General features: G+C 65.3%; 17 protein-coding genes. 1 reads left to right on the forward strand and 16 read right to left on the reverse strand.

Going from position 1 to position 13,696, the window contains the following annotated elements; genetic code table 11:
• Positions 1-22 precede the first annotated feature (22 nt).
• The 6 genes from ACZ1JY_RS13640 to ACZ1JY_RS13665 are packed head-to-tail and all read right to left on the reverse strand — an operon-like array spanning position 23 to position 5,341.
• Positions 23-394: a response regulator gene (locus ACZ1JY_RS13640; protein ID WP_082013426.1), complete on the reverse strand. Its 372-nt coding sequence runs from the start codon at positions 392-394 to the stop codon at positions 23-25.
• Between the two features lie 23 nt (positions 395-417).
• The gene (locus tag ACZ1JY_RS13645) at positions 418-975 is read right to left on the reverse strand and encodes a chemotaxis protein CheD (protein WP_168902956.1); all 558 of its coding nucleotides are present in this window, start codon (positions 973-975) and stop codon (positions 418-420) included.
• 1 nt (position 976) lies between these two features.
• Entirely contained in the window at positions 977-1,996 is a 1,020-nt protein-coding gene (locus ACZ1JY_RS13650) for a protein-glutamate methylesterase/protein-glutamine glutaminase (RefSeq protein ID WP_168902955.1), read from the reverse strand.
• Positions 1,993-2,862, reverse strand: a complete 870-nt coding sequence (locus ACZ1JY_RS13655) for a CheR family methyltransferase (protein WP_118072398.1) — start codon at positions 2,860-2,862, stop codon at positions 1,993-1,995. Before ACZ1JY_RS13655 ends, ACZ1JY_RS13650 begins: the two co-directional genes overlap by 4 nt.
• Positions 2,859-5,084: a chemotaxis protein CheA gene (locus ACZ1JY_RS13660; RefSeq protein ID WP_465129654.1), complete on the reverse strand. Its 2,226-nt coding sequence runs from the start codon at positions 5,082-5,084 to the stop codon at positions 2,859-2,861. Before ACZ1JY_RS13660 ends, ACZ1JY_RS13655 begins: the two co-directional genes overlap by 4 nt.
• Positions 5,081-5,341, reverse strand: a complete 261-nt coding sequence (locus ACZ1JY_RS13665) for an STAS domain-containing protein (RefSeq protein WP_118072396.1) — start codon at positions 5,339-5,341, stop codon at positions 5,081-5,083. Before ACZ1JY_RS13665 ends, ACZ1JY_RS13660 begins: the two co-directional genes overlap by 4 nt.
• 202 nt (positions 5,342-5,543) lie before the next feature.
• On the opposite strand from ACZ1JY_RS13665, the gene ACZ1JY_RS13670 reads away from it, so the two are divergent.
• The gene (locus tag ACZ1JY_RS13670) at positions 5,544-6,572 is read left to right on the forward strand and encodes a chemotaxis protein CheB (protein ID WP_168902951.1); all 1,029 of its coding nucleotides are present in this window, start codon (positions 5,544-5,546) and stop codon (positions 6,570-6,572) included.
• Positions 6,573-6,685: 113 nt separating this feature from the next.
• On the opposite strand, the gene ACZ1JY_RS13675 is transcribed toward ACZ1JY_RS13670, so the two are convergent.
• The 10 genes from ACZ1JY_RS13675 to ACZ1JY_RS13720 are packed head-to-tail and all read right to left on the reverse strand — an operon-like array spanning position 6,686 to position 13,670.
• Positions 6,686-7,069: a flagellar export chaperone FliS gene (locus tag ACZ1JY_RS13675; protein ID WP_062345866.1), complete on the reverse strand. Its 384-nt coding sequence runs from the start codon at positions 7,067-7,069 to the stop codon at positions 6,686-6,688.
• A gap of 1 nt (position 7,070) precedes the next feature.
• Positions 7,071-8,513, reverse strand: a complete 1,443-nt coding sequence (gene fliD / locus ACZ1JY_RS13680) for a flagellar filament capping protein FliD (RefSeq protein ID WP_465129655.1) — start codon at positions 8,511-8,513, stop codon at positions 7,071-7,073.
• Positions 8,514-8,518: 5 nt separating this feature from the next.
• A complete protein-coding gene (locus ACZ1JY_RS13685; protein ID WP_168902948.1) occupies positions 8,519-9,682 on the reverse strand; it encodes an EscU/YscU/HrcU family type III secretion system export apparatus switch protein in 1,164 nt (387 codons plus the stop codon).
• A gap of 9 nt (positions 9,683-9,691) precedes the next feature.
• Positions 9,692-10,474, reverse strand: a complete 783-nt coding sequence (gene fliR / locus ACZ1JY_RS13690; protein WP_465129656.1) for a flagellar biosynthetic protein FliR — start codon at positions 10,472-10,474, stop codon at positions 9,692-9,694.
• Positions 10,475-10,477: 3 nt separating this feature from the next.
• Positions 10,478-10,753 carry a flagellar biosynthetic protein FliQ gene (locus ACZ1JY_RS13695; RefSeq protein ID WP_039336195.1) on the reverse strand — a complete coding sequence of 92 codons (276 nt, stop codon included), beginning with the start codon at positions 10,751-10,753 and terminating at the stop codon, positions 10,478-10,480.
• Between the two features lie 6 nt (positions 10,754-10,759).
• A complete protein-coding gene (fliP, locus tag ACZ1JY_RS13700) occupies positions 10,760-11,491 on the reverse strand; it encodes a flagellar type III secretion system pore protein FliP (RefSeq protein ID WP_465130922.1) in 732 nt (243 codons plus the stop codon).
• Positions 11,492-11,544: 53 nt separating this feature from the next.
• Entirely contained in the window at positions 11,545-11,826 is a 282-nt protein-coding gene (locus tag ACZ1JY_RS13705; protein WP_168902947.1) for a flagellar biosynthetic protein FliO, read from the reverse strand.
• Complete coding sequence (gene fliN / locus ACZ1JY_RS13710) at positions 11,826-12,131, reverse strand: flagellar motor switch protein FliN (protein WP_118072391.1); 306 nt, start codon at positions 12,129-12,131, stop codon at positions 11,826-11,828. The genes ACZ1JY_RS13705 and fliN overlap by 1 nt, the downstream gene beginning before the upstream one ends.
• A 24-nt stretch (positions 12,132-12,155) precedes the next feature.
• The gene (locus ACZ1JY_RS13715) at positions 12,156-13,043 is read right to left on the reverse strand and encodes a FliM/FliN family flagellar motor switch protein (protein WP_168902946.1); all 888 of its coding nucleotides are present in this window, start codon (positions 13,041-13,043) and stop codon (positions 12,156-12,158) included.
• Between the two features lie 21 nt (positions 13,044-13,064).
• Entirely contained in the window at positions 13,065-13,670 is a 606-nt protein-coding gene (locus ACZ1JY_RS13720; protein ID WP_465129657.1) for a flagellar basal body-associated FliL family protein, read from the reverse strand.
• Positions 13,671-13,696 lie beyond the last annotated feature (26 nt).

The following is a 13,696-nucleotide window of genomic DNA, read 5'->3' on the forward strand; positions in this document are numbered from 1 at the left end:
GTCTGGTTCCTTCCAGCAGGGTTCAGTGGGAGACGCGGCGGACGGCGGCGACGAGCTTTTCCGGGTCGAACGGCTTGACGATCCAGCCAGTCGCACCGGCCGCGCGGGCGCGTGCCTTCTTCTCGTCCGAGCTTTCGGTGGTCAGCACGAGGATCGGACGATCGCGGTGGCGGCTGCCCTCGCGCAGGCGCTCGATCAGGCCGAAGCCGTCGAGACGCGGCATGTTGATGTCGGTAATGACGACGTCGACCTCGTTCATGGCCAGCCAGTCGAGGGCGGCCATGCCGTCCTCGGCCTGCGATACGTCGAAACCGTGCCCCGACAGGGCATGGTTGAGGAGCGCCCGCATTGAGGGGCTGTCGTCTACGGTAAGGATCCGGGTGGTGTTGCTCATGGATGGGACTCGCTTCTCGAAGATCAGAACAGTTCGACGTCGCCACGAGCAAGTGCCGGGCGCGGGGTGGGCTGGACGGGTGGCGCGAACCGGTCTTCCACCGTGCGGTGGCGGACCTGGCCCGATGCCGGGCGGAAATCGACGCGGCGCGCCTGGGTGCCGCCAAGGTCCTCACGCATCAGCGCAATGCCTTCACGACGGAGGAATTCGCGGGCGAAATCGGCATTCATCGAGCCGATGCGCATCATGTTGCGATTGACGTTGGCGCCACCGTAGAGGTGCGCCTTGAGGTTGCCCTTGCGTGCGCCACGGGCGAGCATCTCGTTGACCAGAAGCTCCATCAGGTAGACGCCGTAGTGTTCGTCGACCTTGGTGCCGGCAGCGTTGGCGGGTGGCTCCGAAAGCAGGAAGTGGTTCATGCCGCCGATCCGCGCCTCCGGATCATAAAGACAGGTGGCGACGCAAGAGCCCAGCACGGTCGAATATTCGATCGACGGGCTGCCGCTTGCCAGCGCCTGGCCCTGCATCACGGTGACCCGTTCGAGCGGCGGCGCGCCGGGGATGGGGGTTTCGAAGCTCATCTCAGGCGGCCTTGTTGAAAGCGTGGCGCGCGATTGCGCCGAGGGGGGCGACAACCCGGGCCGCGCCAAGATTGATGGCCGCGCGTGGCATGCCGAACACGGTGCAGGTTGCCTCGTCCTGGGCAATGGTGCGAGCGCCGCTCTGGGCCATGGCGAGCAGGCCCTGCGCTCCGTCGGCCCCCATGCCGGTCAACAGGATGCCCACCGCCCGCGGTCCGACAGTCCTGGCCACGGATTCGAACAAGACGTCGACACTTGGCAGGTGGCCGGAGACCGGAGCCCCGGCGCGCAGCTTGCAATGCAAGGTGGAGGTGCCGCCCAGCGTGAGGTGGCGATCATCGCCGGGGGCGAGATATACGTGGCCATCCCGGAGCGGCGTATCGGGTTCGGCAACGACGATGCGCGGCGGGCAGGACTGGTCAAGGGTGCGCGCGACGGCGGGGGCGAAGCGGGCGTTGATGTGCTGCACGATCAGCGTGGGCGGGCAGTCTGCCGGGAAGCCCGAAAGCACAGTCTGCAGCGCTTCGACTCCGCCGGTGGACGAACCGATGGCGATCAGGGCGGGGCGATCTGCCAGCAATCCGCGCGCTTCGCTGGCGACGCGGCGCGTTTGCGGGGCGCGCGCGGTGAATTGCACTTTCGCGGCTTCACGGATCATGCCGGCAAGACGGCCGGCATCGTCCAGCCCGTGCCCGCCACCCGACTTGGCATAGCAATCGACGGCGCCGAGCGCGAGCGCGCGGGCGGTCATCTCGTTGCCTTCCTGCGTCGAGCCGGACACGATGATCACCGGGGTCGGGCGCAGTTCCATGATCTTGGCGAGGAAATCGAGGCCGTTCATGCCGGGCATCTCGATGTCCAGCGTGACCACGTCCGGGTCCAGTTCGCGGATCATCTGGCGGCCCTCGGCGGCATTTGCGGCGGCCGCGACGACTTCGATGTCGGGCTCCTTGCCAAGCCGGTTCATCAGGATTGCGCGCATGGTGGGCGAATCCTCGACGATGACGACGCGAATGGTCATGCAGCCCTCTTGCGGTAGATGGTTGGTCCCATGGTGGAGAGTTGGTCGAGAGCGGGGCCGGTGACCCGCTCGGAATGGCCGATGTACAGCCAGCCGCCGGGCGCGAGCTTCTCGGCGAAACGGGCGACCAGGCGTTCCTTGGTCGGTCCGTCGAAATAGATCATCACGTTGCGGCAGAAGATCGTGTCGAACTGCCCCTGCATCGGCCAGTCACCAAGCAGGTTCAGCGACCGGAAGCGCGCGATCTGCTGCACCGCCGGGTCGATCGTGCATTCATCGCCCGCCGTGCGCGTCCAGGCGCGGCGGAGGGCTTCGGGAACCGGCTTGAGATCTTCGGCGCGGTAGGTAGCGGCGCGGGCCTTGGCGAGCGCGTGGCTGGCGATGTCGCTGGCGAGCAGCCGCAGATCCCGCCGGGCAATGGCATGGCCAGCCCCGGCGTCTTCGCCCAGCAGGGTCATCAGCAGCGACCAGGTTTCCTCCCCGCTCGAACATCCTGCAGACCACAGGCGGACCTTGCCGCCACGCTGCAGGCGATCGATATATTCGGGCCGGACATCGCTGGCGAAATGCTCGAAGTGATGTGCCTCGCGATAGAAGAAGGTGTGGTTTGTGGTCAGCGCGCAGATGGCCTTCTGCCGTTCGGCAAGGTCCTCGCGGATGCGCAGGACATAGGCACCGAACGTGACGCATCCCGAATCGCGCACCAGCGGCGCCAGGCGGGAATAGACCAGCATGGCCTTGCCCGACGGCAGCACGATGCCGGCTTCCGCGTGGGCAATCTCGGAGATCGCGCGGAAATCGGCCTCGTCGAACACCCCGGGGCTGACCCCGGGCATGCTCGCGTCCAAGGCATCCATCAGGCTCATGCGGCTTCAGCCATGGCTGCGGAGGAGGCCGACGAAAGGCTGCGCGAGACCAGCCCGTCGACGTCGATGATCAGGGCGACCCGTCCATCGCCGAGGATGGTAGCGCCGGCGACGCCTTCGACAGAGCGGTAATGCGTGTCGAGGCTCTTGATCACGACCTGGCGCTGATCGCAGATGGCATCGACCATCAGCGCGGCACGGCCTGCGCCTTCGGTTTCGACCACGATCAGCACGGCCTCACGCGGGTCGCTTACAGCTTGTGCCGCGCCGACCGAATGGGCCAGCGAGATGACGGGAATGAACCTGCCGCGCACATTGATCATGCTGCGGCTGGCGCCAAGGCCCTGCACTTCGTGCGGCTCGGGACGCAGGCTCTCGACCACGTTGGCGAGCGGCACGACCAGCGTCTGGTCGCCTACATTGACGACCATACCGTCCGAGATGGCGAGGGTAAGCGGCAGGGTCAGGGTAAAAGTCGTGCCCTTGCCCGGTTCGGAATCGATGGTGATGCGCCCGCCCAGATCCTTCACATTCTGGCGGACCACGTCCATCCCCACCCCTCGGCCCGAAATGTTCGAGACCTGCTGGGCGGTGGAGAAGCCGGGGGCGAAGATCAGCAGGTCGATTTCTTCCTTGGACAGGATGGCATCGGGCGCGATCAGACCCTTCTCGACGGCCTTGGCAAAGACGCGCTCGCGATCGATGCCCTTGCCGTCATCGCCGATGCGGATGAGAATCCGGCCCGAGCGGTGCTCGGCCGAGAGGGTCAGCGTGCCTTCGGCGGATTTTCCTGCAGCAATGCGCTCGTCGGCCGGTTCGATGCCATGGTCCACGGCATTGCGGATGAGGTGGGTCAACGGTTCGCCCAGGCGCTCGATCACGGTCTTGTCGAGCTCGGTGCTTTCGCCCGAAACTTCGAGGCGGACATGCTTGCCGGTGGTGGACGACAGTTCACGCAGGATGCGCGGCACGCGGCTGAAGACCGAGCCGATCGGTTGCGCGCGGATCGACATGGCCGATTCCTGAATGTCGCGGGTGAGGCCCTCGATCATCGCCATTTCCTCGGCAACGGCGAGGCCCTGTCCGGCAAGACGCTGCGCCATCATGGCCTGCGCGATCACGAGTTCGCCGACAGCATCGATAAGCTTGTCGAGCTTTCCGAGCTCGATGCGGATGGACTGACCCGGCGCAGGGGGCGCGGGCGGGGCCGAACCGCCGGACGCAGCGACGCGCGCTGTCATGGCCTCCTCGACCGCGATGGGGGCGTCCGCGGCGGGGGCGGGCGCCGCTGTCTGAACGGCGACGGGCGGGGCAGCCTGGGGCGCTGCAGGCGTCGGCGGTGCGGCATCGGTCTTGCGCACCGGCGGCATGTCTGCGTCGGCTCCGAAGGCCAGCGAGCAATCATCGCCCACGAAATCGAAGATGTCGCGGACACTGGCTTCGGCAACGCCGGAGGGGAAGCTGAATGCCCAGCCAAGATAGCCGCAGCCGGGATCGAACGAATCGAGCGGCGGGACCGCGGACACGTCGCAAAGCTCGCACTTGCCGCCCATATCCGCCATTTCGCGCAGCATCAGCAGCGGCTCGCTGCCATTGCGCATCGCACCGCTGTGGGGGCGCAGCCGCATGTGCCAGCGCGCTTCTGTCACCTCGGCATCGGCGGCAGGCGCAGAATCTGGCGTGATTTCGCCCGAGATGTCGTCAAGCAGGGCATCAAGATCGAAGTCGAAATCGTCGCCTTCGTCGCTGGATGCTTCTGCTGCAACCGGCGCGACGACCTCTGCCGGCGCGGGCTGCGCGGCTGGTGTCGGCGTGGTGGCCGGGGCGGCGGGCGCGGCACCGGCGTTGGCTGCCATTGCTGCGGTAAGTTCGGCCTGGAGCGCGCCGTCCTCGGGCGGCTCGGTTGCGTCGCGCGCAGCAGTCACATGATCGCTCAGCGTATCGAGCGCGCGCAGGAGCAGGTCGGTGAGCGGGCCGGTAATCGGCACGGTGCCGTCGCGCACATCCGACAGCAGCGTTTCGAAGGTATGGGTGAAACCCTGCAGCGCCACGTAGCCGAATGCCCCGGCACCGCCCTTGATCGAATGGACGCCGCGGAAAACGGCGTTGACGGTATCGCTGTCCTGCGTTCCTTCGCGGCAAGCGGCGAGACCCTGTTCGGCCGCAGCCAGCGACTCTTCGCATTCGGCGAAGAAGATCGCCTGGATTTCCTCGGCGGTCATGCCAGCACTCCCGAGAACAGTTCATCAGAAAGCCCCGTCAGTGCGGCGGCCTCGGTCAGGGCATTCGAGGGGAGAATCACTGCCCCATCGCCGGTCTGGCGGGCGCTCACCAGCAGTTGCAGCATCGCTTGCCCGACCTGCCGACATTCGCGCGCATCGATCTCGAGCGGACCCGATCCAAGCGCCGCCAGCATTTCGGGCAACAAGGCTTCGGCGGCGGCGCGGTCGCAGCGCTCTGGCAGGGTGATCGATGTCATGGAGATGCTCTTCCTCCGGCTCGGTTGGGCCGATCCGGGGAGACCCGACGCGGCGACTGGTCTTCCGGAATAGAGCACGAGGGAAAAGGCCGGCTTTCGCCGGGCCTACGGTGAGATACGTAAGTGCCGGAACAGAAATTGCTGGTGCTTCGCGCGTAGAACGAACCGAGGCGAAACAACGCCTTGGAAGGTTTCCCTTGAAATGCACGAAGCCCGTGTTCTCGTAGTCGATGATTCCGCAGCCATGCGGGCTCTGTTTTCCGACATCCTGGATCAGTCCAAGAACGTGACCGTGATCGGCGCGGCAGCAAATGCGGCCGAGGCGCGTGAACAGATCAAGGAACTGCGTCCCAACGTGGTGACGCTGGACGTCGAAATGCCTGGCATGAGCGGCATCGAGTTCCTGGAAGAGATCATGGGCTCCAACCCCTTGCCGGTGGTCATGCTTTCAAGCCTGACCCAGGCCGGGACGGAAACGTCGCTGAAGGCGTACGAGCTGGGTGCGGTCGAGTGCTTTCCCAAGCCGCTCAAGGCAACGCCCGAACAGTTCAGCAAGACCGTGGGCAAGCTCGGCAAGATCGTGCTGGCAGCGGCAAACAGCAACGTGAAGGACCGCAAGGCGCCGCGCGAACACAAGCAGGTCGAAGCACACTTCGAATGGAACGGACACCTGCTTGCGCTGTCGGCTTCGATGGGCGGGATCGATGCCCTGACCCAGCTGCTGTCCTACTTCCCCGAAAAGTGCCCGCCCACGGTGATTGCCCTCAACGCCGAGCCCGGCATTGTCGAGACGTTCATCAAGCGCATGGACGGGGAACTGAAGTGCAGCGTCAAGGCGGCCAAGGACGGCACGCCCCTGACGCAGGGCACCATCCACATTGCCTATGACCCCGAGCGTCATGTGGTGATCGAGCCGGGCACTCCGGCAAAGTTGCGCCTGATCGATCGTGATCCAGTGGATGGCATGCGACCGTCGGCCAATCTCCTTTACGGTTCGATCGCGCGCGGTTCGGTCCCGGCGGCAGGCGCGATCCTGACCGGCATGGGTGCCGATGGCGCCAAGGGCCTGAAGCTGATGCGCGATAACGGGTGCAAGACTTTTGCCCAGGCGCGTCAGTCGGCCCTGGTTGCAGAAGCGCCGGCTGCCGCCATCGATGCCGGCGCGGTGGAAAGCGAGCTTGATCTCGATGGGTTGGGCGAGGCGCTGATCGCAGCCTGCAACATCGGTTAGGAACAAGGTCCTGGAGATCCTGCGCGGTCCGTCCCCGTCCGCGCAGGTGAGGAAGGCCCGGAACCGTCAAGGTTCCGGGCCTTTTCCTGTTTGCGTCAGCAGGGAAGCGCGGATCAGGCCGGAATGCTGCGCAGCATGGCCTCGCGGATTTCGGTGAAATCCTGGCGAATGGCCTGCAGCGTGCGCGCATCGAACCGCGTCACGCAATCGAGGATCGCATTGCGGGCCGATTGATACAGCTGGACCAGCGCGCCTGCCGTCGGGTTGGCGAGGTCCACGCCCATCTGCAGCGCGGTGAGAGCCGAGATCGCACGGGTGAGCGCGGCGCTCTTGGCGGCGTTGTCGCCACGTTCCTGCGCATGGACGGCGCGACCGACCGAACCGATGACCTGCTCGAGGCACAGGTCGACCAGCTGACGCGAATCGGCGCCGCGAACACGGGCGTCGAAATCGACGCGGCGATAGGCTTCGGTCGGGTCTTTCCGGTGATGCAGCATGTCAGTTCTTGCCCGATGCGTTCCAGGCGTCGATCTGCGCCTTCAGGAATGAGAGGGTGGATTGCGAGCCGCTGACCCTGGTGTCCATCGCGGCAAACCGGGTCACGAGCTGCTGGCGCAGCGCTTCCTGCTTTTCGGCCAGCGTGGCCGAGCGGTCAGCGAGGGTTTTCTGCAAGGCCGTGTTTTTGGTGACGGAACTTCCGAGCGAGATGCCGGTGGTCGAATTGGCGTTGCGGGCGATCTTGTCGATCGTGGCAAAGACGCCGAAGATGCCGGTGGTCCACATCGCGCCTGCCTCTTGCGGCGAGGTCTTGAGCGTCTGGTTCAGGCGAGCAGTGTCGAGGCTGAACGTGCCGTCACGTTCGGTCTTCAGGCCAAGATCTGCCAGAGTCGACGGGGCGCCGGATGCTGCGTTGAGCATGATCTTCTGGCCGGCGAGCCCGGTCAGTGCAGTGCGCAGCGCCCGGGCACCGGGATCGTTGTTGAGCTCGCCAGTGTCCTTGTTCATGGCCGCGTTGAGCTGCTTGGCGACCTCGTTGAGCGCGTCTGTGAGGTCGGTCATCGCCGTGGCAATGCCGGTCGACGGATCGCTGAACGTGATCGTGGCCGGGTTGCCGACATTCGTTGCCGTGAGCTTGAGGTTGAGGCCGGGCAGCACGTCGTTGATGGTGTTGCTGGTGCCCGAGTAGGCCACGCCATCGAGCATGTAGGCCGCGTCGGTGGCGGTGGATTTGAGCTGCGTGGTGTTGGTGGCTGGTGTCCAGGCGAGGTCGGCAAGCGCTTCCCCGCCGACAGCCGGGCTGGCTTCAAGGATGAAGCCGCTGTTTGCCCCTTCCTTGCCCTTGAGAACCAGCTGTGCACCTGCAGACCCGTTCGCGACGTAGGCCGAAACGCCGGTTCCCGCAGCATTGATGGCGGTTGCCACGTCGGCCAGCGTGGCTCCGGCTGGTACGGTGATATCGACCGCCGCCTGCGTGGCATCCGCCGTGAACGCGCCGCTCGCCACCGTGCCAAACCGCAGCGTCAGCGTGCCTTCGCCAACCGTCGAGGTCGAGGAAGCGTAGGCCGGCATGACCAGCTTCTGCGCGTTAGCCAGTGACGTGACCTCGAGGCTGTAGGAGCCACTGCCACTCAACGTGCCCTTACTGACCGTCGCGACGCTCGTATTCGAGATCGACGGCTTTACCGCCAGATCGCCGGTGCGGATCAGCGTGCCGATCGATGACGCGAGCGTGCTAATAAGGGACTTGAGGTTCGACGCACTGGAGATCTGTGCGTCGAGCTTTTCGGTCTTGGCCGAGAGCTGGTCGATGCGGGTGGCGAACTGGGCAGCGGCGAGCTGTTCGGCAAGCTGTGCGGTGTTGATGCCGCTACCTGCGCCGAGCGCCGAGACGATCTGCGCAGTGGCAGACGTGGATGCCGTGGAGGATGTGGTCGTTGCCATGGTCTTTAGGACGGCCGCACAGAGGCGGTCTTAAGGTCGATTACCGCTTCGGGGCGCCCATCTGCGTCGAACCGCATGTGGATCGGCAAGTCGATGTTCGGCAGGGGCATATGGTCGCCCCGGCCGAGCGACAGCACGAAGGCGAGGACCGAGGCGACGGCGGCGTAAAGATCCTCGCGGATCATCTGGTTCTCGCGCGTGGTGAAGTAGACCGAGCGGGCAAGCGGCGGCAGTTCGAGCGTCGGAACGCCGAGTTCTGCTGCCAGTTCGCGCATCGCCAGCGCCTTTTCGCCGCGTCCCTTGGCCAGCACGACCGGCGCGGGGGCTAGGTCGGGATCGTAGACCATGGCGACCGAGAAATGCGTCGGGTTGGTGATGACGAACTGCGCCTTCTGCATCGCCTGCTGCATCGCGCCCATCGCCAGCTGGCGCTGCTTGTTGCGGATGGCGGCTTTCTTTTCGGGTGAGCCTTCGGCTTCCTTGTGCTCGTCCTTCACCTCCTGAAGCGTCATGCGCAGGCGCAGGAAACGGCGGACCCACTGGATCGGGAAGTCGAGCAGGGCGATCACGATCAGCCCCGACGCAAGCGCGAACGCAAGCGAAGTGATCGTATCCCACGCGGTGACGAGCTGTCCGTGGATGTCACCTTGGCCGAGACCCACCATCCCGGCGATTCGGCCCGATGCCCAGGACCAGGCAATCGCCCCGAGCAGGCCCAGCTTGGCGAGCCCCTTGGCCAGTTCGATCCAGCCTTGCGGGCCGAACATGCGCTTCAGGCCCGACAGCGGATTGATGCGCGAAGCCTTGGGCGCAAGGTTCGACGGGATCCAGCGTCCATCGGACAGGCCGATCTGTGAAAAGACAGACGCTGCCAGCACCATCAGGCCGAGCAGGAAAACCGGAGGCAGGACGGCAACCATGGCGCCCGTCAGCAGCTTGGCCGGGGCGAAGTCCTCAATCGCCGCGCGATCCAGCGTGAACGAGGCGCGCAGCGTATCCTGCAGGGCGTCCATCACCCACGGCCCGGCAAACTTCAACCAGACTGCGCCGACCAGCACGCCAACAGCAGTGGCCAGGTCCTTCGAGCGCAAGACATCGCCGTTCTTGGCGGCGTCCTTCTTGCGCTTCTCTGTCGGGGCAAAGGTCTTTTCGCCTTCCTGCTCGGCCACGCCTGCCCCCTACTTCAGGACCAGCGCGCCGGCATTGGCGACGGCGGTGGCGGAGATGTCGACCATCACGTCGGTCAGCATCGGGGCGGCGGCGATCATCGCGGCAAGGCCGGCCAGCACGCCTGCGGGCAGGCCGAGCGAGAACAGGTTGAGGCTGGGGGCGGAGCGGCTGATGATGCCCGTCGTGACCTGCACCAGCAGCAGGATCAGAGTCACGGGCAGAGCAATGAGGATCGCGGTCACGAACATCTGCGTCGCGAATTGGCCGATCAGGTCGATCCGGTTTGCCGCCAGCCACGATGTGCCCGGCGGGAAGGTGCGGTAGCTGTCAACCAGCAGCGCGATCCAGTTGAGGTGCGCGCCGGTGCCGAGGAAGATGACGGTCAGCACGACCGCGAAGTACTGCCCCATCGCCGGGGAGTGCGCACCGCTGACCGGGTCTGCCGTCGTGGCGATCGACATGCCCATGCCGCCCCCGATCACTTCGGCGGCAAGCGTCGGTGCGGCAAAGGAAAGCTGGAGGGCAAAGCCCAAGGCCAGGCCGATCAGGACTTCGTTGGCGGCACTCAGCAGGCCATTGATCGAGAGTAGAGCGACGGGTGCTTCAACTCCGGTCCACCCGCAGACCAGCAAGGCGATTGCGCCCGAGGCGACAATACGGATCTGATAGGGGACGGTGCCGGTGCCGAACAGGGGTGCAGCGAACATCGCAGCCGCGATGCGCGTCATCACGAACATCCAGCGCCAGAAGTCAGCTTCGAGCGCGCCAAAGCCGAAGTTCAGCTGCAGCACGGTTCAGCCTTTTCCGGTCATGGCGATCTGGTCGAAGATTTCCTTGGTGAAATCCCCGACAAGACCGAGCATGGCCGATCCGAACAGTACCAGCACCAGCGCGGTGACCGCAAGCTTCGGCACAAAGGTCAGCGTCTGTTCGTTGACCGAAGTGGCCGCCTGGATCACGCCAACCACAAGGCCCACGGCGAGCGAGGCGATAAGGATCGGTGCTGCGACCAGTGCCGTGATCCACAGCATCCGGTCAGCCAGCGCGAGGAGGGAGGCGGTGTCTTCCATTGCCCTTTACCCGAAGCTTGCCGCAAGGCTGCCCATCAGCAGCGCCCAGCCATCGACGAGGACGAACAGCAGCAGCTTGAACGGCAGCGAGACGATCGTCGGGCTCATCATCATCATGCCCAGGCTCATCAGCACCGAGGAGACCACGAGGTCGATCACCAGAAAGGGGAGGAACAGCATGAAGCCGATCTGGAAAGCTGTCTTGAGCTCGCTCGTAACGTATGCCGGGAGCAGGATCGAGTAGGGCACGTCGGCCGGCGTGGCGAACTTGGGCGCCCGCGCCATTTCCGAGAACATGCGCAGATCGGTTTCACGGGTCTGGCGGATCATGAAGGCGTGAAACTCACGCCCGCCGGCCACGAACGCCTGCTCTGCGCCGATCTTGCCGCTGGAATAAGGCTGGATGGCGTTGGCGTTCACCTTGTCGAGCGTCGGGCCCATGATGAACAGCGAGAGGAACAGCGACAGGCCGATCAGCACCTGATTGGGCGGCGATTGCTGCAGCCCCATCGCCTGACGCAGGATCGACAGCACTACCAGCACGCGGGTGAAGCTGGTCATCATCAGGATCAGCGACGGCAGGATCGTCAGCAGCCCCATGATGAGCAGGAGCTGCAGTGACAGCGACAGCGAGCCGCCGCTCTGCGCGCCGGCCATCTGGCCGAAGGCGCGGTCAAGCGCGCCGGAGATCGCGGCGGGCTGCTGGGCCTGGGCAGGGCCGACAGCCGCCTGCGCCATGGCGTAGTGCGGCAGCAATATCAGCGTCGTCGCAAGGGATGCAAGGAGGCGCTTCACTGCACGTCCTCCGCTTCCACCTTGGGCCGTGCCGGAGCTTCGGCAAGGCGGACGAGGCCGTTCTTGCCCGCCGAGACAAGGATTTCGCGGCCGTGGAATTCGAGCACGGCAAGGCGCAGCGTGGGAGAAAGCATCTGCGTTTCGACGATGCGCACCGATTTGGGCGCGTTGCCCGCCATGAAGCGGCCTTCCATGCGCTTGGCGAACTTGAGGCTGGCCCAGGCGAGGCCGCCGATCAGCGGCAGCAGCACGAGCAGCTTGAGGACGTACCAGAACATCAGGCGGCATCCCCCTTGGCGGCTTTTTTCGCCGGGGCTGCAGGCGCTTCTTCGGGCTCGCTGCCGGCAAGTTCGACGATCCTGAGGCCGAAGCGGTCACCTTGTGCGACCACTTCACCGCGCGCGATCAGCTTGCCGTTGACCATGACGTCGAGCAGCTCGTCGGTCAGGCGATCGAGCATGACGACGGACTCCTCGGTCAGGCCGAGCACGTCCTTGAGCTTCATCGAAGTGCGGCCGAGTTCGACGGTCAGTCGAACGTCCACGTCCTTGAGGAAATCGAAACCGCGGGGCTGGAAGGTCATGGGGGTCAGGGCCTCTTCGGGAAATCAGGAAAGCTGGTTGAGCTGGATTGCGACGCGGTCTTCGAGCGCGCCGATCGTGCCGGTGGCGTAAGTCTTGTCGCCGACCTTGACCGGCACGTTGCGCGCGATGGGCACGGGCAGCACTTGTCCGATGCGCAGGCCAGATACGACCGCGAGCGGCAGCCGCATGTCGACCAGCACTGCGGCAAGCTCGACCGGCAGGTCGGCAAAGGGCGCGTCGGTGGGCTGGGCCGGACCGCGCCGGGGCTTGGGCGGACGCTTGGCATCGCCATGGGCAAACATCAGGCCGAGCGTATCGTGCGGGAAGGCAATCGAGATCGCCCAGGGCATCCGGCCCTGCTCGACCACGTTCAGCGTCAGTCCGGCTACCTTGGTCGCATCGGGCATGGCCTGAAGCTGGGCGAGGCTGGCATCGCGGCGCAGCGCGCGGATCGGACCGCCGCTGCCGCCCAATGCAACGGTGAGCGCCGAGGCGACGAGCTGTTCGATCCGGCCGATCATCAGTTCGGCAGAAAGCGGGAATTCCTTGGGCAGCGATGAAGGGGTATCGCCGGGACCGCCAAAGGCGCGGTCGACCAGGCGCAGCACGTTCTCGCCTTCAACGGTGATCATGAACGGGGCGCTGCCGATCTGCATCAGGCTGTTGGCGGCAAGGCGCGGGATTTCCGAGCAGAAGTCTGCGAAGTCCGTGTCCATCGGCTTCATCGCATTGATCTGCGGCTCAGCCCCGCCGAGCAGGGGACCGAGCGCGCCGCGAACCGCCTTGGCCAGGCGTTCGCTCATGCGGGTGAGCGCCGGGATCAGTTCGGCGGCACTGGGGCCGGGGCGCAGCAGGGCCGGATCGTGCCGGGCAATGGCACGTTCGGCGATGAAGGCGCGTTCGGGTTTCATGGAGGCGCTGACGCTTTCCGCTTACTGGACGATAAAGGTCTTGAAATAGACGTTGTCGACCCCGCCAAAGCCCTCGTTCTCGGTGAGGACCTTGTTGATCGCGGCGGTCAGGCGCTTCTGCAGCCGTGCCTTGCCTTCCGGGCTAATCACCTCTTCCTCGGGGGTGTCGGCAATGGCGATGAGCAGGGCCGAGCGGATCGCCAGCTCGTGCTTCTTCATCCACAGCACGACGCGATAGTCGCGGCGGGTTGAGGCCGAGATGTTCACCTGCAGCAGGGCGTCGGTGTTCTTGAGGTTCGACGTGAAATCGTCGGCGAAGTTGTAATAGACCGTGCGGAATTCACTGCCGCCGTCGCCATCGGTTTCGCCAGCAGCACCGCCGCCTTCGCCTTCACCTTCCTTGGCGACCGGCGCATAGGGGTCTTCCTCGCCCTTGCGCACCAGCTTGGGATTGTTGTCGACCTTGACGACTTCATGCGTGCCGCCGCCGATGATCCCGGCAGCCACGAGGCCGAACACGCCGCCCGCGCCGACGCCCAGTAGTGCGACAGCGCCGACGATCTTGATCATCATGCCGCCGCCCTTCTTCTTCTTGGGCTTCTCTTCCTTGTCGCTCTTGTCGCTCATCGAAGTTCTCTCAGGAAATGGGGGTC

It is taken from the genome of Novosphingobium sp. BL-A-41-Hi4B-X5A, from assembly GCF_055521705.1.

Coding starts and splice junctions, on each gene's coding strand:
- ACZ1JY_RS13640 (WP_082013426.1), bottom strand. CDS start 394: ATGAGCAACACCACCCGGATCCTTACCGTAGACGACAGCCCCTCAATG.
- ACZ1JY_RS13645 (WP_168902956.1), bottom strand. CDS start 975: ATGAGCTTCGAAACCCCCATCCCCGGCGCGCCGCCGCTCGAACGGGTC.
- ACZ1JY_RS13650 (WP_168902955.1), bottom strand. CDS start 1,996: ATGACCATTCGCGTCGTCATCGTCGAGGATTCGCCCACCATGCGCGCA.
- ACZ1JY_RS13655 (WP_118072398.1), bottom strand. CDS start 2,862: ATGAGCCTGATGGATGCCTTGGACGCGAGCATGCCCGGGGTCAGCCCC.
- ACZ1JY_RS13660 (WP_465129654.1), bottom strand. CDS start 5,084: ATGACCGCCGAGGAAATCCAGGCGATCTTCTTCGCCGAATGCGAAGAG.
- ACZ1JY_RS13665 (WP_118072396.1), bottom strand. CDS start 5,341: ATGACATCGATCACCCTGCCAGAGCGCTGCGACCGCGCCGCCGCCGAA.
- ACZ1JY_RS13670 (WP_168902951.1), top strand. CDS start 5,544: ATGCACGAAGCCCGTGTTCTCGTAGTCGATGATTCCGCAGCCATGCGG.
- ACZ1JY_RS13675 (WP_062345866.1), bottom strand. CDS start 7,069: ATGCTGCATCACCGGAAAGACCCGACCGAAGCCTATCGCCGCGTCGAT.
- fliD (WP_465129655.1), bottom strand. CDS start 8,513: ATGGCAACGACCACATCCTCCACGGCATCCACGTCTGCCACTGCGCAG.
- ACZ1JY_RS13695 (WP_039336195.1), bottom strand. CDS start 10,753: ATGGAAGACACCGCCTCCCTCCTCGCGCTGGCTGACCGGATGCTGTGG.
- fliP (WP_465130922.1), bottom strand. CDS start 11,491: ATGGCGCAGGCGGCTGTCGGCCCTGCCCAGGCCCAGCAGCCCGCCGCG.
- ACZ1JY_RS13705 (WP_168902947.1), bottom strand. CDS start 11,826: ATGTTCTGGTACGTCCTCAAGCTGCTCGTGCTGCTGCCGCTGATCGGC.
- fliN (WP_118072391.1), bottom strand. CDS start 12,131: ATGACCTTCCAGCCCCGCGGTTTCGATTTCCTCAAGGACGTGGACGTT.
- ACZ1JY_RS13715 (WP_168902946.1), bottom strand. CDS start 13,043: ATGAAACCCGAACGCGCCTTCATCGCCGAACGTGCCATTGCCCGGCAC.
- ACZ1JY_RS13720 (WP_465129657.1), bottom strand. CDS start 13,670: ATGAGCGACAAGAGCGACAAGGAAGAGAAGCCCAAGAAGAAGAAGGGC.